The 23,241-nt window shown below is 64.0% G+C and carries 18 protein-coding genes; 7 read left to right on the top strand and 11 right to left on the bottom strand.

From position 1 onward, the window contains the following. Positions 1 to 13 precede the first annotated feature (13 nt). The 4 genes from KHO27_RS16140 to pdxH all read left to right on the top strand — a co-directional run bounded on the left by KHO27_RS16140 (position 14) and on the right by pdxH (position 5,216). A complete protein-coding gene (locus KHO27_RS16140; protein WP_214500478.1) occupies positions 14 to 2,230 on the top strand; it encodes a beta-agarase in 2,217 nt (738 codons plus the stop codon). 97 nt (positions 2,231 to 2,327) lie between these two features. After that, entirely contained in the window at positions 2,328 to 3,473 is a 1,146-nt protein-coding gene (locus tag KHO27_RS16135) for a serine hydrolase domain-containing protein (protein WP_110704380.1), read from the top strand. 99 nt (positions 3,474 to 3,572) lie between these two features. Continuing rightward, positions 3,573 to 4,550 carry an OmpA family protein gene (locus KHO27_RS16130; RefSeq protein WP_110704382.1) on the top strand — a complete coding sequence of 326 codons (978 nt, stop codon included), beginning with the start codon at positions 3,573 to 3,575 and terminating at the stop codon, positions 4,548 to 4,550. A gap of 18 nt (positions 4,551 to 4,568) precedes the next feature. Further along, entirely contained in the window at positions 4,569 to 5,216 is a 648-nt protein-coding gene (pdxH, locus tag KHO27_RS16125) for a pyridoxamine 5'-phosphate oxidase (protein ID WP_110704384.1), read from the top strand. 30 nt (positions 5,217 to 5,246) lie between these two features. Here pdxH and KHO27_RS16120 read toward each other — a convergent pair whose 3' ends face one another. Then, positions 5,247 to 5,477 (bottom strand): hypothetical protein, encoded by a 231-nt coding sequence (locus KHO27_RS16120; RefSeq protein ID WP_102684680.1) that lies wholly within the window; start codon positions 5,475 to 5,477, stop codon positions 5,247 to 5,249. Positions 5,478 to 5,624: 147 nt separating this feature from the next. On the opposite strand from KHO27_RS16120, the gene KHO27_RS16115 reads away from it, so the two are divergent. Beyond that, positions 5,625 to 6,089 (top strand): outer membrane lipoprotein, encoded by a 465-nt coding sequence (locus KHO27_RS16115; RefSeq protein WP_023632818.1) that lies wholly within the window; start codon positions 5,625 to 5,627, stop codon positions 6,087 to 6,089. 75 nt (positions 6,090 to 6,164) lie between these two features. Here the strand turns inward: KHO27_RS16115 and KHO27_RS16110 are convergent, their stop codons facing one another. The 7 genes from KHO27_RS16110 to KHO27_RS16080 all read right to left on the bottom strand — a co-directional run bounded on the left by KHO27_RS16110 (position 6,165) and on the right by KHO27_RS16080 (position 13,792). Then, entirely contained in the window at positions 6,165 to 7,778 is a 1,614-nt protein-coding gene (locus KHO27_RS16110) for an NAD(P)/FAD-dependent oxidoreductase (RefSeq protein WP_110704386.1), read from the bottom strand. Positions 7,779 to 7,881: 103 nt separating this feature from the next. Next, positions 7,882 to 8,559 carry a COG3650 family protein gene (locus tag KHO27_RS16105; RefSeq protein WP_046854484.1) on the bottom strand — a complete coding sequence of 226 codons (678 nt, stop codon included), beginning with the start codon at positions 8,557 to 8,559 and terminating at the stop codon, positions 7,882 to 7,884. Between the two features lie 237 nt (positions 8,560 to 8,796). After that, a complete protein-coding gene (locus KHO27_RS16100) occupies positions 8,797 to 9,498 on the bottom strand; it encodes an ABC transporter ATP-binding protein (RefSeq protein ID WP_102684682.1) in 702 nt (233 codons plus the stop codon). After that, a complete protein-coding gene (gene livG / locus KHO27_RS16095; RefSeq protein WP_023631159.1) occupies positions 9,499 to 10,266 on the bottom strand; it encodes a high-affinity branched-chain amino acid ABC transporter ATP-binding protein LivG in 768 nt (255 codons plus the stop codon). Continuing rightward, positions 10,263 to 11,519 (bottom strand): high-affinity branched-chain amino acid ABC transporter permease LivM, encoded by a 1,257-nt coding sequence (locus KHO27_RS16090; RefSeq protein WP_102684683.1) that lies wholly within the window; start codon positions 11,517 to 11,519, stop codon positions 10,263 to 10,265. The genes livG and KHO27_RS16090 overlap by 4 nt, the downstream gene beginning before the upstream one ends. Further along, positions 11,516 to 12,439, bottom strand: a complete 924-nt coding sequence (livH, locus tag KHO27_RS16085; protein WP_028692119.1) for a high-affinity branched-chain amino acid ABC transporter permease LivH — start codon at positions 12,437 to 12,439, stop codon at positions 11,516 to 11,518. Before livH ends, KHO27_RS16090 begins: the two co-directional genes overlap by 4 nt. Positions 12,440 to 12,676: 237 nt before the next feature. Beyond that, positions 12,677 to 13,792, bottom strand: coding sequence for a branched-chain amino acid ABC transporter substrate-binding protein (locus KHO27_RS16080; protein ID WP_038706647.1), 1,116 nt, complete (start codon positions 13,790 to 13,792; stop codon positions 12,677 to 12,679). 359 nt (positions 13,793 to 14,151) lie between these two features. On the opposite strand from KHO27_RS16080, the gene KHO27_RS16075 reads away from it, so the two are divergent. After that, positions 14,152 to 14,457, top strand: coding sequence for a DUF2288 domain-containing protein (locus KHO27_RS16075; protein WP_046854488.1), 306 nt, complete (start codon positions 14,152 to 14,154; stop codon positions 14,455 to 14,457). 160 nt (positions 14,458 to 14,617) lie between these two features. Here the strand turns inward: KHO27_RS16075 and KHO27_RS16070 are convergent, their stop codons facing one another. Next, positions 14,618 to 16,699 carry a hypothetical protein gene (locus KHO27_RS16070; RefSeq protein ID WP_371918144.1) on the bottom strand — a complete coding sequence of 694 codons (2,082 nt, stop codon included), beginning with the start codon at positions 16,697 to 16,699 and terminating at the stop codon, positions 14,618 to 14,620. 295 nt (positions 16,700 to 16,994) lie between these two features. Here KHO27_RS16070 and KHO27_RS16065 point away from each other — a divergent pair, with 295 nt between their 5' ends. Beyond that, positions 16,995 to 17,882 (top strand): NAD(P)-dependent oxidoreductase, encoded by an 888-nt coding sequence (locus tag KHO27_RS16065; RefSeq protein ID WP_110704392.1) that lies wholly within the window; start codon positions 16,995 to 16,997, stop codon positions 17,880 to 17,882. On the opposite strand, the gene KHO27_RS16060 is transcribed toward KHO27_RS16065, so the two are convergent. Together KHO27_RS16060 and rapA are read right to left on the bottom strand one after the other, a co-directional pair. Further along, on the bottom strand, positions 17,782 to 20,046 hold the full coding sequence (locus KHO27_RS16060; protein ID WP_111533447.1) for a putative bifunctional diguanylate cyclase/phosphodiesterase: 2,265 nt from the start codon (positions 20,044 to 20,046) through the stop codon (positions 17,782 to 17,784). The two genes, KHO27_RS16065 and KHO27_RS16060, sit on opposite strands and share 101 nt — an antisense overlap. Before the next feature lie 257 nt (positions 20,047 to 20,303). Further along, complete coding sequence (rapA, locus tag KHO27_RS16055) at positions 20,304 to 23,150, bottom strand: RNA polymerase-associated protein RapA (protein ID WP_110704396.1); 2,847 nt, start codon at positions 23,148 to 23,150, stop codon at positions 20,304 to 20,306. Positions 23,151 to 23,241 lie beyond the last annotated feature (91 nt).

The following is a 23,241-nucleotide window of genomic DNA, read 5'->3' as shown; positions in this document are numbered from 1 at the left end:
GAGCCACCGCCCCATGATCCGCCGCGCCTTGCCTGTCGTGTTCTCCGTGTTGTTCAGTGCGCCTTTGCTGGCCGGGCAGCAGACCCTGTTCAGCTTCGTGCGCCCGGCCTCGGTGGTGAATGTCATCACCCAGGACACCAACCTGCCGCAGTACAACGCGGAACAGACAGCCGAAGGCGAAGTGTTGCGGCGCGTGGTGTTCAACCCGGTGGCGCAGCCGACACTGCGCCTCGCGCCGCAGAGCGGGGTGTGGGACTGGTCTGCCGGCCAGGCGCTGACCCTGCGCCTGCAGAGTGGCATGGACTGGGCGCTGACCGTCGATGTGGTGGTGCAAAGCAGCGACGGGCGCACGCTCACCAGCCGCATCGACCTGCCGGCCGGGCCTGCGCAGACCGTGATGATTCCGCTCAAGGCCCGTTCACCACTGAGCCAGGGCATGCGTGCCGGGCCGCCGATGCCTTGGACCTACGAAGGCCAGCGCCTGTTGCTGACTAGCAGCGAAGGAGGAGCTGACCTGGCGCAGGTCACTTCGGTCAGCTTGAGCATCCCCGGCCCCAAGGTGGCGCAGAGCCTGTTGATCGAGAAGGTCGGCCTGCAGGATGACGATCAGGCGTTCAACGCCGCCTACGCCGAGCTGATCGATGGTTATGGGCAATCGACCCGTGGCCGCTGGCCGGAAAAAATCGTCAACGACGAGCAGCTCAAGGCTGCCGACAGCCGTGAACAGGCACAGCTCAAGGGCTGGCTGGCCGAGCGCGACAAACTCAAACTGGACACCTATGGCGGCCTGCTGGAGGGGCCTGCGTTCGACGCCAAGGGTTTCTTCCGTACCGAGAAACGCGACGGACGCTGGTACCTGGTGACGCCGGAAGGGCATCCGTTCTATTCGCTCGGCGTCAATGCCGTCGCCGCCGATGGCGGGCGCACCTATGTCGCCGGCCGTGAGGGCATGTTCAAAGCCTTGCCGGGAGAAGGCGACACCCTGAGTGCCTTCTATGGCGAAGGCAACAACGATGACGGCAATGCGTCGTCCCAAGGCCGTGGTTTCAAGCAGGGGCGCTGGTTCGACTTCTACGCGGCCAATCTTCAGCGCACCTATGGCAAGCCTTGCCCGCAGGGAGAGGTGGCGTGCCCGGTGGCGGTGCTGGACGCCCAGCGTTGGCAGGCCCATACCCTGGATCGCCTGCAGGCCTGGGGCTTCAACACCCTCGGCAACTGGAGCGATGCGTCGCTCGGGCAAGCCAAGCGCCTGCCGTACACCTTGCCGCTATCGATCGTCGGTGACTACGCCAGCATCAGCACTGGCATGGACTGGTGGGGGCGCATGCCCGACCCGTTCGACCCGCGTTTCGCCATGGCTACCGAGCGTGCCGTGGCCATTGCTGCCCGGGATCACCGCGACGACCCTTGGCTGATCGGTTACTTCGCCGACAACGAACTGGCCTGGGCCGCGCCGGGGGACGACCCCAAGGCTCGCTATGGCCTTGCCTATGGCACCTTGCGTCTGACCACCGATGTGCCGGCCAAGCGCGCTTTCCTCAAGCAACTGCGCGACAAGTACCGCAACCAGCAGGGGCTGTCGAAGGCCTGGGGTATTGAGCTGACCGCCTGGGAGCTGATGGAAGACCCGGGGTTCGAGGCGCCTTTGCCTAATCCTGAGTATCCGGAAATCGAGCGTGACTACCAGTATTTCCAGCAGGTGTTTGCCGAAACCTATTTCAAGACCATTTCCGAAGCGCTGAAATGGCATGCGCCCAACCATCTGCTGCTCGGTGGCCGCTACGCGGTCAGCACCCCCGAGGCGGTGAAGGCCTGCGCCGAGTTCTGTGATGTGCTGAGCTTCAACTTCTATACCTTGAAGCCTGACGACGGCTACGACTTCGCCCGCCTGGCCGAGCTCGACAAGCCGGTGCTGGTCTCGGAGTTCCAGTTCGGCTCACGTGACCGCGGCCCATTCTGGCCCGGGCCGCTGGAGGTGGCCCGCGAGGAAGACCGTGGCCCGGCGTATGCCAACTTCCTCAAGGCGGCCATGGCCCAGCCGATGATCGTCGGTGCGCACTGGTTCCAGTACCTCGATCAACCCGCCAGCGGGCGCCTGCTCGATGGCGAGAACGGTCATCTTGGCCTGGTCGCTGTCACCGATGTGCCCTATGCGGGGTTCATCGAGGCGGTACGCCGCAGCAACCTGCAAGTCCTTGGGCATTTGCGCGCAGCGTTGGACAAGCCGTAGTTCCGGATAACCACCCAGCCATCTTCAGTAGGCAAATCGCCCAACTACTGAAACAATGCACCCCTTTGCAAGCCAGGCAGTAAAGAGAGGTAGTCGGGTGCAGATCCAGGGTCACTATGAGCTGAAGTTCGAGGCGGTGCGCGATGCTTTCGCCGCGTTGTTCGAGGATCCCCAGGAACGTGGTGCCGCGTTGTGCATCCAAGTCGGCGGAGAAACCGTGGTCGACCTGTGGGCCGGCAGTGCCGACAAGGATGGCCGCGAGGCCTGGCATAGCGACACCATCGCCAATCTGTTCTCCTGCACCAAGACCTTTACCGCCGTCACCGCCTTGCAACTGGTGGGCGAGGGCAAGCTCGCCCTCGATGCGCCGGTGGCGCGCTACTGGCCGGAGTTCGCCCAGGCCGGCAAGGAGCAGGTCACCCTGCGCCAATTGCTCAGCCACCGCGCCGGCCTGCCGGCCATCCGCGAGCTGCTGCCGGCCGAAGCCCTGTATGACTGGCAGGCCATGGTCGATGCCCTCGCCGCTGAAACGCCCTGGTGGACGCCCGGCAGCGAGCACGGTTACGCGGCAATCACCTACGGCTGGCTGATTGGCGAATTGATCCGCCGCGCCGATGGCCGTGGTCCGGGCGACTCCATCGTCGCTCGCACCGCCAAGCCGCTGGGCCTGGACTTCCACGTCGGCCTGGCGGATGAAGAATTCCACCGCGTGGCGCATATCGCCCGCGGCAAGGGCAACCCTGGCGATGCCGCCGCCCAGCGCCTGCTGCAGGTGACGATGCGCGAGCCCGAGGCCTTGTCCACTCGGGCCTTCACCAACCCGCCGGCGATCCTCACCAGCACCAACAAGCCTGAATGGCGGCGCATGCAGCAGCCGGCGGCCAATGGCCATGGCAATGCCCGCAGCCTGGCGGGCTTCTATGCCGGCCTGCTCGATGGCAGCCTGCTTGAGTCCGAACTGCTCGACGAGCTGACCCGCGAGCACAGCCTCGGCCAGGACCGCACCCTGCTCACCCAGACCCGTTTCGGCCTGGGCTGCATGCTTGACCAGCCAGACGTGGCCAACGCCACCTTCGGCCTTGGCGCGCGTGCCTTCGGTCACCCCGGCGCCGGCGGCTCGGTCGGTTTCGCCGACCCCGAGCATGACGTGGCCTTCGGCTTCGTCACCAATACCCTCGGCCCTTACGTGCTGATGGACCCCCGCGCACAGAATCTGGTGCGGGTGCTTGGCAGTTGCCTTTGATCGGGTAACGCGGGTATTGCCACGTCCCTTTGACTATCCTCAATGCCAACGCCTGAAGCGTATGGGCAAAATTTCTTTCTATTTCATGGTGTATCGCTGATGTCTTCACATAAAACCTTAGCACTCGCCCTGTGCCTGGCCATGACCGGTTGTGCCAGCCACTCCCCGGACGCCGCAAAGGACGGTGGCCTGAACTGGTGGCCATTTGGTTCGGACAAGGTCGCTGACAAGGAAGTGAAGGAGGCTGTCGTCGAGAACGTGGCCAAGGCCGACGCCAAGTCCGAAAGCGGCAGCCGCTGGTGGTGGCCGTTTGGCAGCGATGAGAAGAAGGACAAGGTCGCGGCGGTGCCGAAGATCGACCACAAGGCCACGCAGGCCTGGCTTGACCAGTACGAGCCGAAGGTCCGCGAAGCGATCAAGGGCAGCAAGTTCGAGCTGGAGCGCCGCGAGGATTTGCTGGCGGTAACCATCCCGGTCGACAGCTCCTACAACCCTGATCGCCCGAACATGCTGCTGCCCGCGACCCTTGGCCCGATCACCCAGGTTGCCAAGGTCATCGAGACCGATACCAAGACCGCTGTGCTGATCCTCGGCCACGCCGACACCAGCGGCGCCATGGCCGCCAACCAGAAACTCAGCCTCGAGCGCGCCGCTTCGGTGTCGGCGATCTTCCGTCTCAGCGGCCTGCAGCGCGACCGCCTGATGCTCAAGGGTATGGGCGCGGTGATGCCGCGTGCCGCCAACGACAGCGCTGAAGGCCGTGCCTTGAACCGCCGAGTCGAGCTGCTGCTGACCCCGCAGAACACCATGGTTGCGCTGCTGGCCAAGTACCAGCAGGCTGCCCCGTCGCCGGCTCCGGCGGCGATGGTTGCCACCCAGGACGCCAAGGCCCCGGCCGCCAAGCCTGTCGTCAAGGCCGCCGCCAAGCCGGCTGCGAAAAAGCCTGCCGCCAAAGCCAAGGCGCCAGCCAAGGCCAGCACCACCGCCAAGAAGAAAGCCGCTCCGGCCAAGCCAGCCGCGAAGAAGGCCGCCACCGACAAGAAAGTCGCCGCCAACAGCCCTGCGAAGACCAACTGATCGTCAAGGAAACGCAGCATGACCCAATCCCTGGCCGATATGCGCCGCGACTATACCCGAGATGGCCTGGCCGAAGCCCAGGCCCCCGGGGAGCCGTTCGCGCTGTTCCACCACTGGTTCGCCGATGCGGTGAAGACCGAGCAGCTACCGGTGGAAGCCAATGCCATGACCCTGGCCACCGTTGATGCCGAGGGGCGTCCGCATTGCCGGGTGTTGCTGCTCAAGGCGCTGGACGCACGCGGTTTCACCTTTTTCACCAACTATGAAAGTGCCAAGGGCCAGCACATTGCGGCCAACCCTTATGCGGCGATGACCTTCTTCTGGCCGGCGCTGGAGCGCCAGGTGCGGATCGAGGGGCGGGTGGAGAAGGTCACGGCCAAGGAGTCGGACGATTATTACCAGGTGCGCCCGCTGGGCAGCCGGCTGGGGGCCTGGGCGTCACCGCAGAGCCGGGTGATTGCCGATCGCGAGGAGCTGGAAGGCCTGGTCAAGGCCACCGAGGCGCGCTTTTCCGACAGTCAGCCGCATTGCCCGGAGCATTGGGGCGGTTACCGCTTGCTGCCCGAGCGCATCGAGTTCTGGCAGGGGCGTGCGAGCCGCTTGCATGACCGCCTGAACTACCGCCTGGTCGATGGCCAGTGGGCGCGCGAGCGCCTGGCGCCCTGACAAGGATGGGGCCGCGACGCGGCCCCATTATCAACGATACCCCGCCGCTTCGCGCTCCAGCCACGCCGCCAACGCCTTGCGCCGCACCTTCTCCACCCGCGCCCGCTCCAGCAACTTGAGCATGAAGTCCTGCTTCGCCGGATCCTCCCCGGCCAGCGACAGCGCCAGGTCCCGGTCCATCCAACGGCGCATGCGCACATACAGCCACCCGTGAAAATACAGCCCGGCGACCGTCACGACGACGACGATGAAGTAATCCATGGCTATCCTTGGTCTCACCTGTAGGCCCGCAATTCAGCCAGCAACGGCTGTACCTGAGCTGAATGAAAACAATTTTATAACGTTTGCGCCGTGACACTTGTCAAGGCGCGGAGTCTAATGGACACCTGTCTTACGGAGATTGTCCCCATGCGTAAATCCGCTTTGCTGCTGGCCAGCTTCACCACCGTGTCGCTGCTGCTGGGCGGCTGTCAATCGTCGCTGACCGGCGACAGCTACTCCCGTGATGAGGCCCGCCGCGTGCAGACCGTGCGCATGGGTACCATCGAATCCCTGCGCCCGGTGAAGATCGAAGGCACCAAGACGCCAATCGGTGGCGGTGCTGGCGCAATTGTCGGTGGTGTCGCCGGCAGTGCCGTCGGTGGTGGCCGTGGCAGTATCGTTGCCGCAGTCATCGGTGCCGTGGCCGGTGGCCTGGCGGGCTCCGCCGCTGAAGAAGGCCTGACCCGTACCCAGGGTGTCGAAATCACCGTGCGTGAAGACGACGGCAGCATGCGTGCCTACGTGCAGCAAGTGCAGCAGAACGAGATCTTCCGTGTGGGTGAGCGTGTACGCATCATGACTGTCGACGGCACCAGCCGCGTCACTCACTGACAGCACGCTTGAAAAGAAAACCCCGACCGGCTTGGCCGTGTCGGGGTTTCTTTTTGTCTGCGAAAGACGATCGGGTTAGTCGTTCAACCCGAGGATATCCCGTGCCACCGCTTCGGCGATGCGAATCCCGTCGACGCCGGCGGACAGGATGCCGCCCGCGTAGCCTGCGCCTTCACCTGCCGGGAACAGGCCCTTGAGGTTGAGGCTCTGGAAGCTGGCGTCACGGGTGATGCGCAGCGGCGATGAGGTGCGGGTTTCGATGCCGGTCAGCACCGCATCGTGCAGGTTGTAGCCCTTGATCTGGCGGTCGAAGGCCGGCAGCGCTTCACGGATCGCCTCGATGGCGAAGTCTGGCAGGCTCGGTGCCAGGTCGCCCAGGGTCACGCCCGGTTTGTACGACGGCTCGACGCTGCCCAGCGCGGTGGACGGGCGCCCGGCGACGAAGTCACCGACCAGCTGCGCCGGTGCCTGGTAGTTGCTGCCGCCCATCACGTAGGCATGGGCTTCCAGGCGCTCCTGCAGCTCGATACCGGCCAGCGGGCCACCTGGGTAGTCGCGCTCGGGGTCGATACCGACGACGATGCCGGAGTTGGCGTTACGTTCATTGCGCGAGTATTGGCTCATGCCATTGGTGACCACGCGGCCAGGTTCGCTGGTGGCGGCGACCACGGTACCGCCCGGGCACATGCAGAAGCTGTAGACCGAGCGGCCGTTCTTGGCGTGGTGCACCAGCTTGTAGTCGGCGGCGCCGAGTTTCGGGTGGCCGGCGTACTTGCCCAGGCGCGCCTTGTCGATCAGCGACTGCGGGTGCTCGATGCGGAAACCGACCGAGAACGGCTTGGCCTCCATGAACACACCCTTGGCGTGGAGCATGCGGAAGGTGTCGCGGGCGCTGTGCCCCAGGGCCAGTACCACATGGCGCGAGTGCAGCTGTTCACCGCTCTGCAGTACCACGCCCGTGAGCTGTTCGCCGTCCACCAGCAGGTCGGTGACCTTCTGCTCGAAGCGCACCTCGCCACCCAGGCTGATGATTTCCTCGCGCATCTTCTCGACCATGCTGGTCAGGCGGAAGGTACCGATGTGCGGCTTGTTGATGTAGAGGATCTCGTCGGGCGCACCGGCCTTGACGAACTCTTCCAGCACCTTGCGACCGTGGTGATTCGGGTCCTTGATCTGGCTGTACAGCTTGCCGTCGGAGAAGGTCCCGGCGCCGCCTTCGCCGAACTGTACGTTGGATTCGGGGTTGAGCACGCTCTTGCGCCACAGGCCCCAGGTGTCCTTGGTACGCTGGCGCACCTCTTTACCGCGCTCGAGCACGATCGGCTTGAAGCCCATCTGCGCCAGGACCAGCCCGGCGAAGATGCCGCAGGGGCCGAAGCCGACCACGATCGGGCGCGCAGGCAGCTCGGCCGGGGCCTGGCCGACGAACTTGTAGCTGACGTCCGGGGCCACGCCGATCTTGGCGTCGCCTTCGAAGCGGCGCAGCAGTTCGTCTTCGTTGCTGGTTTCAAGGTCGATGGTGTAGATGAACAGCAGCTCGCTGTTCTTCTTGCGCGCATCGTAGCTGCGCTTGAACAGGGTGAAGCCGAGCAGTTGCTCATCGCTGATGCCCAGGCGCTGGACGATGGCGGCGCGCAACTCGTCGTCGGAGTGGTCCAGGGGCAGCTTCAGTTCGGTGATTCGTAGCATGGCAGGGTCCAGTATCCCGGCCATGGGCGGCCGGCGGCTTTACACAAACCGCCAAGTATAAGCTGTTAGCCGCCCTGACTGGCAGGATAAAAGCACCCGGTGATCAGAGGTCACGGGCGCCGCCGTAGTAGGCGCAGCCTTGCAGGGTCTTGCCGTCGATGCGCAGCTCGGCCTTGAGGTGGCGGATGGCGCCGGTGGCGCCGTCGACGCAGCGCTGGGGCGCGACCCACAGTTCGACACGCTGGCCGTTAGCCTCGCTGGACAGGCTCAAGCCGCCGCCGGGCAGTGCTTCCTCCAGGTAAGGCAGTGGCAACGGCTCCTGGCCAATGCGGTTGAGCACCATGCCCTTGCCGCTGGCCTTGATGTCCCAGTCCGGCTCGTGGCCGCCGGCGCGGAGGGTCAACTGCTTGAAGTTGGGGTCTTCGCAGCCACGGTATTCGGAGGTGTCGAGGCGGTACAGGCGGGTCACGTCGAGCTGGCCGTCGCTGCCTGCCTGCTTGCTGCCGGCCATGCGCGCACGGACATCGGCGAACAGCTTGTCACCGGCGTCGTCGGCCAGGGTGGCGGCTTCTTGCAGGATGCCGGTGCCAGCAGCGTCGTTGACGATGAAGCGGCGGCTTTCGTTACAGGGTTTGAACAGCAGATGGCCGCCGGCCGCGCTCAGTTCGCCTTGCAGGCGGGTAGTGCCCAGGTTCGGGTCGACCGGTTTTTCGGCCAGCATCTGGCAGCCTGCGAACAGCGGCAGCAGGGCGGTGAGCAGCAGGGAAGGGGTGAGGCGCATCAGGCGGGCTCCGGTGTTCGGGCAAAAAGTGCCGGTCACGTTACCGAGCCTGCCGCATGACGACAAGGGGCGTGACCTTATCGCCGGGCGACGTGGGAGCGGGCTTGTCCCGCGATGAGTTCCAAGCGCAAGAAAAAAGGGCCCGAAGGCCTAATGCCAGTCAGTTAAGCGTTAGGGGCTGCATAGCAGCCCCAGTTACGCTAGCTGACAAGTATTACCCGAAGGCCCTTTGATCATTCAACCCCCGAGGTACGCATCGCGTACCTTCGGGTCGGTCAGCAATGCTTCACCGGTACCCTGCATCACCACCTTGCCGTTCTCCAGCACATACGCCCGATCGGCGACCTTCAGTGCCTGGTTGGCGTTCTGCTCCACCAGGAACACGGTCACGCCATCGCGGCGCAGCTGTTCGATGATGTCGAAGATCTGCTGGATGATGATCGGCGCAAGGCCCAGCGATGGTTCGTCAAGCAACAGCAGCTTGGGCTTGCTCATCAGTGCCCGGCCGATGGCCAGCATCTGCTGCTCGCCACCGGACATGGTGCCGCCACGCTGGATGTAACGCTCCTTCAGGCGCGGGAACAACTGCAGGACCTTGTCCAACTGCTCCTGGTAGTCGCCCTTGTTGGTGAAGAAGCCGCCCATGGCCAGGTTTTCCTCGACGGTCAGGCGGGCGAACACACGGCGGCCTTCCGGCACCACCGCGATGCTCTTGCGCATGATGTGCGAGGACGGCTGGCCGACCAGTTCCTCACCCAGGTACTTGATGCTACCGCTGCTCGCCTGGGGCGAGCCGCACAGGGTCATCAGCAAGGTGGACTTGCCGGCGCCGTTGGCGCCGATCAGGGTGACGATCTCGCCCTGGTTGATCTCCACGTTGACGCTGTGCAGCGCCTGGATCTTGCCGTAGAAGGTGGAAACGTTCTCGAACTTCAGCATTTACGCCTCCCCCAGGTAGGCCTTGATCACATCAGGGTTGCCGCGGATCTCTTCCGGCGTACCGTCGGCCAGGGGCGTGCCCTGGTTGATCACCACGATGTGGTCGGAAATGCTCATCACCAGCTTCATGTCGTGCTCGATCAGCAGCACGGTCACGTTGTGCGATTCGCGCAGGTAGGCGATGAGGGCCTTGAGGTCCTCGGTCTCCTTGGGGTTCAGGCCGGCGGCCGGTTCGTCGAGCATGATGATTCGCGGTTGGGTCATCATGCAGCGGGCGATTTCCAGGCGCCGTTGCTGGCCGTAGGCCAGGGTGCCGGCGGTACGGTTGGCAAACTCGGTCAGGTTGACCTTCTCCAGCCAGTACTGCGCGCGCTCCATGGCCTCTTTTTCGCTGCGGCGGAAGCTCGGGGTCTTGAACAGACCGGCGAAGAAGTTGGTGTTGAGGTGGCGGTGCTGGGCAATCAGCAGGTTTTCCAGCGCGGTCATTTCCTTGAACAGGCGCACGTTCTGGAAGGTTCGCACCACGCCCTTGCGGGCGATCTGATGGCCGGCCAGGCCCTGGATCGGCTGGCCGTCGAGCAGGATGGTGCCGCCGCTGGGCTTGTAGAAGCCGGTCAGGCAGTTGAACACGGTGGTCTTGCCAGCGCCGTTCGGGCCGATCAGTGCCACCACTTGTTTTTCCTTGACGGTCAGGGCCACGCCGTTGACCGCCAACAAGCCGCCAAAGCGCATGCTCAGGCCGCTGACTTGCAGAATTTCGCGGCTCATCGAGGCAGCTCCATGTGCGGACGTTGCATGGGCAGCAGGCCCTGCGGACGCCAGATCATCATCAACACCATCAGCGCACCGAACATCAGCATCCGGTATTCGCTGAACTCACGCATCATCTCCGGCAGCAGGATCATCACGATGGCCGCGAGAATCACGCCCAACTGCGAACCCATGCCCCCCAGCACGACGATGGCGAGGATGATCGCCGACTCGATGAAGGTGAACGACTCCGGTGTCACCAGGCCCTGGCGGGCGGCGAAGAAGCTGCCGGCGAAACCGGCGAAGCAGGCACCCAGGGTGAACGCCGAGAGCTTGATCACGGTGGGGTTCAGGCCCAGCGCGCGGCAGGCGATCTCGTCTTCGCGCAGCGCTTCCCAGGCACGGCCGATCGGCATGCGCAGCAGGCGGTTGATCACGAACAGCGCCAGCAGGGCCAGCAGCAGGGCGACCAGGTAGAGGAAGATGACCTTGTTGATCGAGTTGTATTCCAGCCCGAAGAACTCGTGGAAGGTCTGCATCCCCTCGGCGGCGCGGCGCTCGAAGGTCAGGCCGAAGAACTCCGGCTTGGGGATGTTGCTGATGCCGTTGGGGCCGCCGGTCCAGTCGGTGAGGTTACGCAGGAACAGGCGGATGATCTCGCCAAAGCCCAGGGTCACGATCGCCAGGTAGTCACCGCGCAGGCGCAGCACCGGGAAGCCGAGCAGGAAGCCGAAGGTGGCGGCCATCAGGCCGGCGATCGGCAGGCAGACCCAGAAGCTCCAGCCCAGGTAGTGGGAGAGCATGGCGTAGCTGTAGGCGCCGACGGCGTAGAAGCCGACGTAACCCAGGTCGAGCAGGCCCGCCAGGCCGACCACGATGTTCAGGCCCAGGCCCAGCAACACGTAGATCAGGATCAGCGTGGCGATGTCGACCGCGCCGCGGGAGCCGAAGAACGGCCAGATCAGGGCGACGACGATCAGGCCCATGATCACCCAGCGCTGGGTCTTCGGCAGGGTGAGGAAGTTGCTCACCGACGACGGTACCAGTTTGCGGTCGGAGCGGCGGCCCATCACCGAGCTCCACTGCTTGTCGAACAGCACGCGCAGGAACATCAGCACCGAGCACGCGGCGATGATGCCGATGGTGAACGAACCCTGGCTATGCACCACCAGGCTGATGCCATCGATGCTGAGTTTCAGGCCCAGCACCGGGAAGGCCACGGCCCAGACCAGCAAGGCGCTGAAGAACGCCTGTTTGAGATTTCTGTTCATACTTTTTCAACCTCCGGGCGGCCCAGGATGCCGGTCGGCCGGAACAGCAGGACAAGAACCAAAAGACCGAATGCCACCACGTCCTTGTACTGGTCGCCGAAGATGTCGGCGCCGAACGCTTCGGCCACGCCCAGCACCAGCCCGCCGAGCATGGCGCCCGGGATGCTGCCGATGCCGCCCAGTACCGCCGCGGTGAAGGCCTTCAGGCCCACCAGGAAACCGGCGTTGGGGTTGATCACCCCGTACTGCATGCTCAGCAGCACGGCCGCCACCGCCGCCAGCGCGGCACCGATGACGAAGGTCAGGGCGATGATGTTGTTGGTGTTGATGCCCAGCAGGTTGGCCATCTTGATGTCCTCGGCGCAGGCGCGGCAGGCGCGCCCCAGGCGGGAACGGGAGATGAACAGGGTCAGGCAGGTCATGGCGACGAGGGTTACCACGAACACCAGGATCTGCATGTACGAGACCAGCACTTCCTCAGCGCCCCCCGGGCCGAACGAGAAGCTGCCGGGGATCAGGTTGGGGATGGACTTGTCTTTCGAGTCCTGTGACAGCAGGACGGTGTTCTGCAGGAAGATCGACATGCCGATGGCGGAGATCAGCGGGATCAGCCGGTTGCTGTTGCGCAGCGGCCGGTAGGCGACCCGTTCGATGCTGTAGCCGTAGGCACTGGTGACGAAGATCGTGGCGACGAAGGCCACGGTCATCAGGATCGGCAACGAGTGGATGCCCATCATGGCCAGCCCGGCGAGGGCGATGAAGGCCACGTAGGAACCGATCATGTACACCTCGCCGTGGGCGAAGTTGATCATGCCGATGATGCCGTACACCATCGTGTAACCGATGGCGATCAGCGCGTAGGTACTGCCGATGGTCAATCCGTTAACCAGTTGTTGTAGGAAATGGTAGATCTCAGGCATTACAGCGCTCCTAAAAACCTGATTTGCATTTCTCTGGCGGGGGATGACCCCGGCCCCTTGTTCTCGTGGTCTTCGCCACGTGATCTTTTTGCGGGCACGGCCAGGAAACCGCGGGTGACGGTTTTAAGATTTTCAGGTGAACCGGCTCCCGGATCACGGGAATCAGGCTCATGAACCTCGTAAAACAAAGCCCACTGCTCGCACAGTGGGCTTCTCGGTCAGCTATTAGTCACGCAGTTACTGAGGGGAGACTTCGGTCTTCGGCTTGCCGAAGTGCCATTCGTAGACCACGAACTTGAAGTCTTTCAGGTCGCCCTTGTCGTCATACGACAGGTCGCCGGTCGGGGTCTTGAAGGTGCCTTTGTGAATGGCGGCGGCCACCTTGTCGGTGTCTTCGGAGCCGGCAGCCTTGATGCCTTGGGCGATCAGTTCGACAGCCGAGTAGGCCGGGAACACGAACGGACCGCTTGGGTCCTTGCCGTCGGCCTTGATGGCGTCGACGATGGCCTTGTTCTCAGGTGCTGCGTCGAACGACTTGGGCAGGGTCACCAGCAGGCCTTCGGAGGCGCCTTGGGCGATCTGCGAGATGGAGTCGTTACCCACGCCTTCCGGGCCCATGAACTTGGCTTTCAGGCCTTTCTCTTGTGCCTGGCGCAGGATCAGGCCCAGCTCCGGGTGGTAGCCGCCGTAGTAGACGAAGTCGACGTTGTTCTGCTTGAGTTTCTGGATGATCGAGGAGAAGTCCTTGTCACCGGCGTTCAGGCCTTCGAAGACGGCGACCTTGGTGCCTTTGCCTTCCAGGGTGGTCTTGACCGCGGTGGCGATGCCTTCGCCGTACTGCTGCTTGTCGTGCAGCACCGCAACGACCTTCGGCTTGACGTGGTCGGCGATGTAGTTGCCGGCGGCCGGGCCCTGGGCGCTGTCCAGGCCGATGGTGCGGAAGATCAGCTTGTAGCCACGGGCGGTGATTTCCGGGGAGGTGGCGGCTGGGGTGATCATGATCACGCCTTCGTCTTCGTAGATGTCGGACGCAGGCTGGGTGGAGCTGGAGCACAGGTGGCCGATCACGTACTTGACGCCATCGTTGACCACTTTGTTGGCGACGGCCACGGCCTGTTTAGGGTCGCACGCGTCGTCGTATTCCTTGGCTTCGAGCATCTTGCCATCGACGCCGCCCTTGGCGTTGATGTCCTTGATGGCCTGTTTGGCGCCAACGAACTGCATGTCGCCGTACTGGGTCACCGGCCCGGTCTTGGGACCGGCGATGCCGATCTTGATGGTGTCGGCGGCAAACGAATGGCTGGCGACTCCGGCCAGAACCATCGCGGCAAACAGCTTGGAAATCTTGATCATAGTGCTCCACTCATTCTGTTGTAATTCTTATAGTCCTGAGGCCAGGGCTACAGACCGGGCGGGATTCGCGGCCTGGCTACGCCAATGCCGTAAGCCCACCTTCCCCCGGAACATGTCCCGGAACTGTACCGGTACAGTGTAGAGCGCTGTCCGAGCGCTTGAAAAGCGGGCGAAAAGCGTCTGTCTCAAGGGGTGTCGCGTGATCGACATAAAGATACAGAAAAGCGCCATCACTTTGCCTGTATTCCCGGCCCGCCTCCACAAGTTCGGGCCTGATCGACCAAATTACGTATTTGAAACCGGGTTTTTCTGCAAAAATGCCGGCCTTTTTGTTGGCCGATCTTTGCGCAGGTAAACCCATGACTGATCAAGTAAGCACCCTCTATGCCAAACTGCTCGGCGAGACCGCCGTCATCGAGTGGAAAGCCCTGGAGCGTTTCTGGGCCAAGGGTGACCTGATTTGGGTCGACCCCAGCCTCGACCTGATCGCCGTTGCCGAGGCGATGGCCGAGAATCGCGGCGAGATCTTCGCCAAGTGGCGCAATGATGGCACTGTCGGGCCGGTCTCCGCCGAGCAGGCGCTCGACCTGCAAACCCGCGATCCAGAGATCTGGGCGGTGGTGGTTTCGCCGTTCATCGTGATCCAGGCGAAGAAAGCGGAATAAGCGCGGGCTTTTTTAGTGCGTGAAAACGCGCAAACGCTCCGCAATGGTGCGCATTGACGCTCACGTAAGGTGGAAGTTGGTAACAGTGGCGGGGTGATTCGGCGGGGCGGTAACAGTTTACGGGATGCGTAAATGGGGCCGCTTTGCGGCCCCAACTGGATCAGTAGTCCACACGCCCGGTATGGCTGTTCAGCGAAATCACCCGGGTCTTGCCGATGCGGTGCCTGAAGATCTCGCGCAGGTACTTCACCGCCTTCTTCACGCACTCGCGCGACAGGCGGATATCGTTGATCGAGACGAAACGGCTCTTGTCGTTGATCAGCTCGCGGTACTTCTTCTCGTACATCGGCTTGATCGCGTACCAGTTGGTGTCGAGGATCTTTGCCGGGTTCTCGAACTCGTTGAGCAGGTCATCGATGCTGTCTTCATCGAAGTGCTCGCTGGTGATGAACTCGAGGATCGCATTGTCCATGGTGTCGTCGAAACGGTACGGGTTGCGCGCGAAGCAACGCTTGATGAACGCCACGATCAGCGTGAGGAAATCGTCCGACAGGCACGGGCTCTTGGCGATCAGGGTGGTCAGCGACAGGTTGGCCGAGGCGCCGATCACCAGCGCATAGCGCTTGAGCGTGGTGTTGGGGAACAGGCTGTTGAGGTGGGTCTTGAGCCGGTTCAGGTCCATGTACGACAGCTTGTAGTCCTTGGGCAGCGACACGATCGACACCACCGACGAGCAGTTCTTGAAGAAATGCAGGTCGTGCAGCGCCGCGGCGTCGTAGCCCGAGGCCTGGTACTGCTCCAGCGCGGCGCGGTAGCGGCGCGACTCGATTGGCAGCAGGCTGATGCCTTCGATGGCCTGGGTCTGCTTGTTGAAGTGCGGCAGGTCGATGGAGCGGAAGAACAGGTCGTCGATGTCCAGGCGCGGCTGCTCGCGCTCGAACACCTTGAACTTGTCCGACCCTGCCGGCGGCACTTCCGGCACCACCGACTCGGCATAGGCGATGGCCACGGGGCCGGCCAGGCTCATGAACAGGTCGTTGGCGTCCAGGCGGATGGTCTCGCCGATATCGATGCCGGCGCGGCGGAAGTAGTTCTGGTCGTAGTCGGTGGTCACCGCCTGCGCCGTGAGGATGTTGAAGATCTGCTGGGAGATGTACTGGTTGGCGTGCTTCTCCATGGCGTTGACGTCGATGTTCTGGATCGTGCCGTCGTCGCTCTCCTCGGCGTAGCGCATGATGTCGTTGGAGATCAGCATCATCGCGTTCCACGGGCGGATGCGGCCCATGACGCTGGCTTCGCTGCTGTCTTCATTGTCGAAGTTGTACGAGAAGTCCCATTCCTCCGACAGGTATTTGCACAGCAGGCGTCCGGCGTTGATGTGCAGCGCCTCGGACATTTCGCTGCGGTGATCGGACGCATTGGGCAGCACGCAGATACCGCTGGTGAAGATCGGCTCGAACACGAACGAATGCCCGCTCTTGCCGTCGTTCTCGTCGGCCGGTTTGGTATCGAAGGTCTTGTTCATGTACGAGTACTGCTGGGCCAGGCCGAATTCCGAGGCCATGCCCGAGCCGGTGCCGCCGCCGGCGCTGAAGATGTAGAAGTACAGGCGCGACTGGTTGGCCTTGATGCCGCAGGAGTCGATCAGGTACGAGTGGATCAGCTTCCAGTCGGCGCTGGAGAAGCGCTGGGTGTCCTTGTTGAGGATGATCTTGGCCAGGTACTGGCCGAGGATCGGCGCGTTGCCGGCGCCGCCGGCATGCACCTCGGACAGGTCCATGATTTTCATCTTGCTGTAGTCGCGCAAGAAGCCGCCGCGCTCGCCCTTGCGCGAGAAGCGGATGCGCCCGGCGATGTCCTTGTCCAGGTCGCCGAGCATCACCAGCGGCTCGACCAGGAACACCGGCTTGGCCGCCTTGTTCTGTACCAGGCGCAGGTTCTGGCGGATCCAGCGCGCCGGGCTGTAGCCGGCCTCGCCCTTGAAGCGGTCCTCGTTGTTGTACTCGTTGAGGAAGAAGGTGCGGGCGTTGTAAACCAGTTCCGCCACGTCCAGGGCGATGTTCGAGCCGCAGCGACCCAGGCCGATCAGGCACACCGACGGGAACTGCTGCTCCAGGCGCAGCTGGTCCTCGTCCTCCACGTGCAGGTTTGGCGGGAAGACCAGGTCGCGCAGGCCATCGAGGTTGTCGAGGATGCGCTGGATGTCCTGTTCGGTGAAGTACAGGTACTGTTGCGCCGGCATGCTGCGCGCCGTGGGCAGGTCTCGAGCACTGCCGGCGGTCAGCGAGGTGGTGCTGAGGGAGGGCTCGGGAGCCGCATTGGCAGAAGTGTTCGTAGAAGTCATAGTGCGCCATTTGCCTGGAGTGGTTGGCTTCCCGGTGAGACATGTCATCTAGCCATCACGGAGAAATTTCGCGACTTTATCAGTGCGTCTTTTTCTTGTGCGATAGGGGGTTTCCTTAGTCGTTCTAAGGTTTTTCCTTTCTCACCCGCATTGCATCGTCCGTTTGTCACGCTTCTTTAATCTGGAGTTGCTCATGAGTACTGCATTGCCTTCGTTGGGGTTTGCCGGGATCGGCCTGATGGGCTTGCCGATGTGCCGTCGTCTGCTGGCTGCGGGGTACCCGCTGACCGTGTGGAACCGCAGCCCGGACAAATGCGCCGAACTGGTCGCCGCCGGCGCCCATCTGGCCGGTAGCCCTGCCGAGCTGTGCCAGGCGGCGGACATGGTGCTGCTGTGCCTCGCCGACACGGCGGTGGTGCGCGAGGTGGTGTTCGGTGAGCAGGGCATCGCCCGTGGCGGGCGCAGCGGTCAGCTGCTGGTGGACTTCTCCAGCCTCGAGCCGACCGCCACCCGCGAGATGGCGGCAGAGCTGGCGGCCCTGTGCGGCATGGCCTGGCTCGATGCCCCGGTGTCCGGCGGCACGCCGGGGGCCGAGGCCGGCACCCTGGCGATCATGGTCGGGGGCGAGGCGAGCGATCTGCAGCGGGCGCGGCCGGTGCTGTTGACCCTGGGCCAAAGGGTGACGCACATGGGCGCGGTGGGGGCCGGCCAGGTGACCAAGGCGTGCAACCAGATGATCGTGGCCTGCAACGCGCTGGTGATTGCCGAGGTGGTGGCGCTGGCCGAGCAGTCAGGGGTCGATGCGCGGCTGATCGCCGAGGCGCTGGCCGGCGGGTTTGCCGACTCGAAACCCTTGCAGATCCTCGCCCCGCAAATGGCCGAAAGCCGCTTCGAGCCGGTCAAGTGGCACGTGCGCACCTTGCTCAAGGACCTCGACAGCGCGGTGAAATTCTCCCGCGAGCAGGGCTCGGCGACGCCGCTCAGTGGCCTCGCCGCGCAACTGATGCGCCTGCACGGTAGCCAGGGTTATCTGCAAAAAGATCCGGCGACCCTGGTAGCGCTGTATCGCAGCAAGGACTGAGCTCGCCCGGCTGGCGGTCGAGCCGTTCGAGGATCGGCCGCAACTCGGCCAGCGGCACTGGCCGGCTGAGCAGGTAGCCCTGGAGGTAGTCGCAGCCGTGGCTGGCGAGGAACTCGTGCTGCTCGACAGTCTCGACGCCTTCGGTGACCACTTTCAGGTGCAGGGTATGGGCCATGATGATGATCGCCTGGACGATCTCGCGGTCTTTCTGGCTGCCGGGCACGTCCTGGATGAACGAGCGGTCGATCTTCAGCACGTCCAGCGGCAGGCGCTTGAGGTAGGCCAGCGATGAATAGCCGGTGCCGAAATCATCGATCGACAGCGCCACACCCTGGGCACGGATGCGCTTTAGCAGGCTGATGGTGTGGTGGATGTCACCCATCAGGGCGTTTTCGGTGACCTCCAGCTCCAGCTGGCGCGGCGCCAGGCCGGCCTGGAACAAGGCCATTTCCACCTCGGTGGCCAGCTCCTCGCGGCCAAGGGTGAGGGCCGAGCAGTTCACCGTGACCTTGAGATCGCCATAGCCATGACGATTGAGCTGGGCCAGGTCCTCACAGGCCCGGCGCAGCACCCACAGGTCCAGCTCGGCGATCAGGCCGTTGGCTTCGGCAATACAGATGAAACGGTCGGGGCTGAGCAGGCCATGCTGTGGGTGTTGCCAGCGCACCAGCGCCTCGAGCTTGGCCACCTGGCCGCTGCGCAGGTCGAAGATCGGTTGGTAGTGCACGCACAGGCCACGCTCTTCGAACAGCGCCACGCGCAGTTCTTCTTCCAGTTGCAGCTCCAGGGTGGCGCGGGTCTTCAGGCCGTTGTTGAAGAAGTTCAGGCTGTTGCGCCCGCAGCCTTTGGACTGGTAAAGCGCCAGGTCGGCGTTCTTCAGCAACTCTTCGGTGCTCTGGCCGTCGTCGGGGAAGATGCTGATGCCGATGCTGGTGGTCATCACCATGCGCCGGCCGGCCAGATCGATCGGCTCCTTCATGCGCTGCATGATGCGCTGGGCCAGGTGGCGTGCCTCGTCACGACTGTTGAGGCTGGTAACGATGCAGAACTCGTCGCCGCCGAAGCGGGCCACCAGGTCCTGGCCACGGGTGGCGGCCTTGATGTGATCGGCGATCACCTTGAGCAACTCGTCGCCGGCGGCATGCCCGAGGCTGTCGTTGATCCGCTTGAAGTGGTCGATGTCGAGGAACATCACCGCCAGCATACCGTCATGGGCAGCCTGCTCGGCCAGGCGCTCGGCGAAGACCTGGTTGAAGCCGCGGCGGTTGACCAGGTTGGTCAGGGCGTCGTAGTGGGCGGCCTGCTGCAGCGAGGCGCGGGCTTGGTCGAGCTGGCTGAGCAGTACATTGACCCGGCGCAGGTCGTGCTCCTTGCTCTGCAGCTTCTTGTCGGCCAGCGCCGCGCTGATGCTGCCAGCGCTGATAAGCAGGGTTATGACGGCAATGGTCAGCGCCAATTGCAGGCTGTTGTCGGCCGAAGGCAGTCGCAGCGCGGTCTCGCTGGGGATCACCAGGGTCATCGCCGCCATGCCGGTGAAATGGGTCAGGACGATACCTGCGGCCATCAGCAGGCTGGCGCCGTACTTGAGCAGCAGGTGCAGGGTGCCGCTGCCCTTGTTGAAATAGCGCGCCATCAGCAGTGCCACCAGGCTGGTGAGCACGGCGATGCCGACGGAGGCAAACAGCAGGCCGGTCTGGTAGTACTGCAGGGCGCTGGTCTGCAGGGCGGCCATGCCGGTGTAGTGCATCACACTGATGCCCAGGCCGATGAACAGCGCGGTCTGCAGGTAGTGGCGCAGGCGCATCTGGCTGCGGTTGAGGCTGTTCATCGCCAGCCAGGCGGCCAACAGGGCCACCAGCAGCGACAGGCCGGTCAGTGGGGCATCGAAGTGGATTTCCAGGGGCGCCTGGAAGGCCAGCATGCTGATGAAATGCATGGCCCAGATGCCCCCGGCCAGACAGCAGGCGCCGAGCACGCGCCATTGCCGGCGGGCGAAGCGGTCTTCGCATTGGCTCTGGCGTTCGCTCATGTCCAGGGTGGCGAAACAGGCGGCGCTCGCCACGATGAAGGCAAGCAGCACCAGGAAGGGGTTGTGTCGGCAGTCGAGGATGATCTGTCCGTTCGCCGGCAGCTCAGCGAACAATTGCAGTCCCAGCCACTCCATTGCAGGCCTCTTCGTCGAGTCTTCACTCGTCCCCAAAAAGCACGGATGGAGACTGTTCCTGCTGGAGTATAGGAACCAGTACCTAAGCCTTCCTGATTAATGGCAATTTGATTTCTACCATTTGGATATGAAAGCAATAGCCAGATGGTCTAAATGGATGGCTTTCAGGACGAAACGAGCGCGGGGCAAGCCCGCTCCCACCAATCCCGAGCCGGAATTGTGGGAGCGAGCTTGCCCCGCGATGGCCTCTATGGCGATCAACCGGCGACGAGCACCCGGATCGCCTCGAGGCGCAGTGCCGCTTTTTCCAGCGCCGCCAAGCCCTCTTCGCGCTGCTTGCGCAGGGCGTCGATCTCGCTGTCGCGCACGCTCGGGTTGACGGCCTTCAACGCGGTCAGGCGCGCCAGCTCCTCGTCGGCTTCGGCGGTCAGGCGTTGCCGGGCCTGGGCCACACGCTCGTCGTGGGTTGGCAGGACCTTGGCCTCGCCAGCGGCGATGCGCTTGGCCAGCACGTCGCGCTGGGCCTGGATGAACTTGTTGGCGCTGGCCTTGGGCACGCTTTCGAGCTGGTCGTTGAGGGTTTCGAAGGCCACCCGCGGGCCCAGGTCGTTGCCGTTGGTATCGAGCAGGCAGCGCAGCGCGGCCGGTGGCAGGTAGCGCCCCAGCTGCAGGCTGCGCGGTGCCACCACTTCGCTGACGTAGAGCAGTTCGAGCAGCACGGTGCCGGGCTTGAGCGCCTTGTTCTTGATCAGCGCCACGGCGGTGTTGCCCATCGAGCCGGACAGCACCAGGTCCATGCCACCCTGGACCATCGGGTGCTCCCAGGTGAGGAACTGCATGTCCTCGCGCGACAGCGCCTGGCCACGGTCGTAGGTGATGGTCACGCCTTCGTCGTCACCCAGCGGGAAGCTGGCGTCGAGCATCTTCTCGCTCGGCTTGAGGATCAGGGCGTTTTCCGAGTGGTCCTCGCTGTCGATACCGAAGGCGTCGAACAGGGTTTCCATGTAGATCGGCAGGGCGAACTGGTCGTCCTGCTCGAGGATTGCCTCGACCAGCGCCTGGCCTTCGCCGGCGCCACCGGAGTTGAGTTCCAACAGGCGATCGCGACCGGTGTGCAGCTCGGCTTCCAGGCGCTCGCGTTCGGCACGGGCCTCGCCGACCAGCTGGGTCCAGCCTTTGTCGTCGCCACCGGCCAGCTGTTGCAGCAGGCGCGGGCCGAACTGGTGTTGCAGGGCGTTGCCGGTCGGGCAGGTGTTGAGGAAGGCGTTGAGGCCTTCGTGGTACCACTGGAACAGGCGCTCTTGCGGGCTGTCCTGCAGGTACGGGATGTGCAGTTGGATCGTGTGCTTCTGGCCGATCCGGTCGAGGCGGCCGATGCGTTGCTCGAGCAGGTCCGGGTGGGCCGGCAGGTCGAACATCACCAGGTGATGGGCGAACTGGAAGTTGCGGCCCTCGCTGCCTATCTCGGAACACACCAGCACCTGGGCGCCAAACTCTTCGTCGGCGAAGTAGGCGGCGGCGCGGTCACGCTCGAGGATGCTCATGCCTTCGTGGAACACCGAGGCCGGGATGCCGGAGCGCACGCGCAGGGCGTCTTCCAGGTCCATGGCGGTCTCGGCGTGGGCGCAGATCACCAGGACCTTGGTGCGCTTGAGCATCTTGAGGGTGTCGATCAGCCAGTCGACCCGAGGGTCGAAACGCCACCAGCGCTCGTCGTCGCCGGTTTCGCCCTGGGCCTGGAAGGCCACTTCCGGGTAAAGCTCGGCACGCTCGCCCGAAGGCAGGTCGGCGTAGGCCTCGGGGTTGGCCAGCGGGTAGGGGTGCAGTTGGCGCTCGGGGAAGCCCTGGATCGCCGCACGGGTGTTGCGGAACAGCACGCGGCCGGTACCGTGGCGGTCGAGCAGTTCGCGGATCAGGCGCGCGCTGGCCTGGCTGTCGCCATCGCTGACCGCGGCCAGCAGTGCTTCGCCTTCGGCGCCGAGGAAGCCCTGGATGGTGGCGTGGGCTTTCGGTGACAGGCGGCCTTCGTCGAGCAGCTCCTGTACCGCTTCGGCCACCGGGCGATAGTGCTCGCTTTCGGCGCGGAAGGCGGCCAGGTCGTGGAAGCGGTTGGGGTCGAGCAGTCGCAGGCGGGCGAAGTGGCTGTCCTGGCCGAGCTGTTCAGGCGTGGCGGTGAGCAGCAGCACGCCGGGAATCACCTGGGCCAGCTGCTCGACCAGCGAGTATTCGGGGCTGGCCTGCTCTTCGTGCCAGACCAGGTGGTGGGCCTCGTCGACCACCATCAGGTCCCAGCCGGCGGCGAACAGCGCGTCCTGGGCCTTTTCGTCCTCGACCAGCCACTCCAGCGCGACCAGCGCCAGCTGGGCATCCTCGAACGGGTTGCTGGCATCGCTCTCGATGAAGCGCTCGGCGTCGAACAGCGCAACCTGCAGGTTGAAGCGCCGGCGCATTTCCACCAGCCACTGGTGCTGGAGGTTTTCCGGCACCAGGATCAGCACGCGGCTGGCGCGACCGGACAGCAGCTGGCGGTGGATGACCAGGCCGGCCTCGATGGTCTTGCCCAGGCCTACTTCGTCGGCCAGCAATACGCGGGGTGCGATGCGGTCGGCCACTTCACGGGCGATGTGCAACTGGTGGGCGATAGGCTGGGCACGCACGCCACCGAGGCCCCACAGCGTGGAGAGCATCTGCTTGCTGGTGTGCTGCAGGGTGTTGTAGCGCAGTGAGAACCACGACAGTGGGTCGATCTGCCCGGCGAACAGGCGGTCGCTGGCCAGGCGGAACTGGATGAAGTTGGACAGCTGCGTCTCGGGCAGCGTGCGTGGCTGGTTCTGCGGGTCGATGCCGTGATAGACCATCAGGCCGTCGATGTCCTCGACCTCCTGCACGGTCAGCTTCCAGCCTTCGAAATGGGTGATCAGATCGCCTGGCGAGAAGCGCACGCGGGTCAGCGGCGCATTGCGTAGCGAGTACTGGCGCGTGTCGCCCGTGGCCGGGTAGAGCACGGTCAGCAGGCGGCCATCCTGCGCCAGGATGGTCCCAAGACCGAGCTCGGCCTCGCTGTCGCTGATCCAGCGTTGCCCCGGTTGATACTGCTGCGCCATACTGCCAAAACTCCCGCGGTGAAAAAGCTGGCCATGTTACCGGATCGGCTGCGCCAGACCAAAGAATCTCAGTGAGTCTAGCGTGTTCATC

It is taken from the genome of Pseudomonas sp. RC3H12 (genome assembly GCF_018596375.1).
Lineage (GTDB): Bacteria > Pseudomonadota > Gammaproteobacteria > Pseudomonadales > Pseudomonadaceae > Aquipseudomonas.
The sequence above is the reverse complement of the archived record's forward strand: the minus strand, read 5'-3'. Positions and strand labels throughout refer to the sequence as shown.

Coding starts and splice junctions, on each gene's coding strand:
- KHO27_RS16140 (WP_214500478.1), top strand. CDS start 14: ATGATCCGCCGCGCCTTGCCTGTCGTGTTCTCCGTGTTGTTCAGTGCG.
- KHO27_RS16130 (WP_110704382.1), top strand. CDS start 3,573: ATGTCTTCACATAAAACCTTAGCACTCGCCCTGTGCCTGGCCATGACC.
- pdxH (WP_110704384.1), top strand. CDS start 4,569: ATGACCCAATCCCTGGCCGATATGCGCCGCGACTATACCCGAGATGGC.
- KHO27_RS16120 (WP_102684680.1), bottom strand. CDS start 5,477: ATGGATTACTTCATCGTCGTCGTCGTGACGGTCGCCGGGCTGTATTTT.
- KHO27_RS16115 (WP_023632818.1), top strand. CDS start 5,625: ATGCGTAAATCCGCTTTGCTGCTGGCCAGCTTCACCACCGTGTCGCTG.
- KHO27_RS16110 (WP_110704386.1), bottom strand. CDS start 7,778: ATGCTACGAATCACCGAACTGAAGCTGCCCCTGGACCACTCCGACGAC.
- KHO27_RS16105 (WP_046854484.1), bottom strand. CDS start 8,559: ATGCGCCTCACCCCTTCCCTGCTGCTCACCGCCCTGCTGCCGCTGTTC.
- KHO27_RS16100 (WP_102684682.1), bottom strand. CDS start 9,498: ATGCTGAAGTTCGAGAACGTTTCCACCTTCTACGGCAAGATCCAGGCG.
- livG (WP_023631159.1), bottom strand. CDS start 10,266: ATGAGCCGCGAAATTCTGCAAGTCAGCGGCCTGAGCATGCGCTTTGGC.
- KHO27_RS16090 (WP_102684683.1), bottom strand. CDS start 11,519: ATGAACAGAAATCTCAAACAGGCGTTCTTCAGCGCCTTGCTGGTCTGG.
- livH (WP_028692119.1), bottom strand. CDS start 12,439: ATGCCTGAGATCTACCATTTCCTACAACAACTGGTTAACGGATTGACC.
- KHO27_RS16080 (WP_038706647.1), bottom strand. CDS start 13,792: ATGATCAAGATTTCCAAGCTGTTTGCCGCGATGGTTCTGGCCGGAGTC.
- KHO27_RS16075 (WP_046854488.1), top strand. CDS start 14,152: ATGACTGATCAAGTAAGCACCCTCTATGCCAAACTGCTCGGCGAGACC.
- KHO27_RS16070 (WP_371918144.1), bottom strand. CDS start 16,699: ATGCCGGCGCAACAGTACCTGTACTTCACCGAACAGGACATCCAGCGC.
- KHO27_RS16065 (WP_110704392.1), top strand. CDS start 16,995: ATGAGTACTGCATTGCCTTCGTTGGGGTTTGCCGGGATCGGCCTGATG.
- KHO27_RS16060 (WP_111533447.1), bottom strand. CDS start 20,046: ATGGAGTGGCTGGGACTGCAATTGTTCGCTGAGCTGCCGGCGAACGGA.
- rapA (WP_110704396.1), bottom strand. CDS start 23,150: ATGGCGCAGCAGTATCAACCGGGGCAACGCTGGATCAGCGACAGCGAG.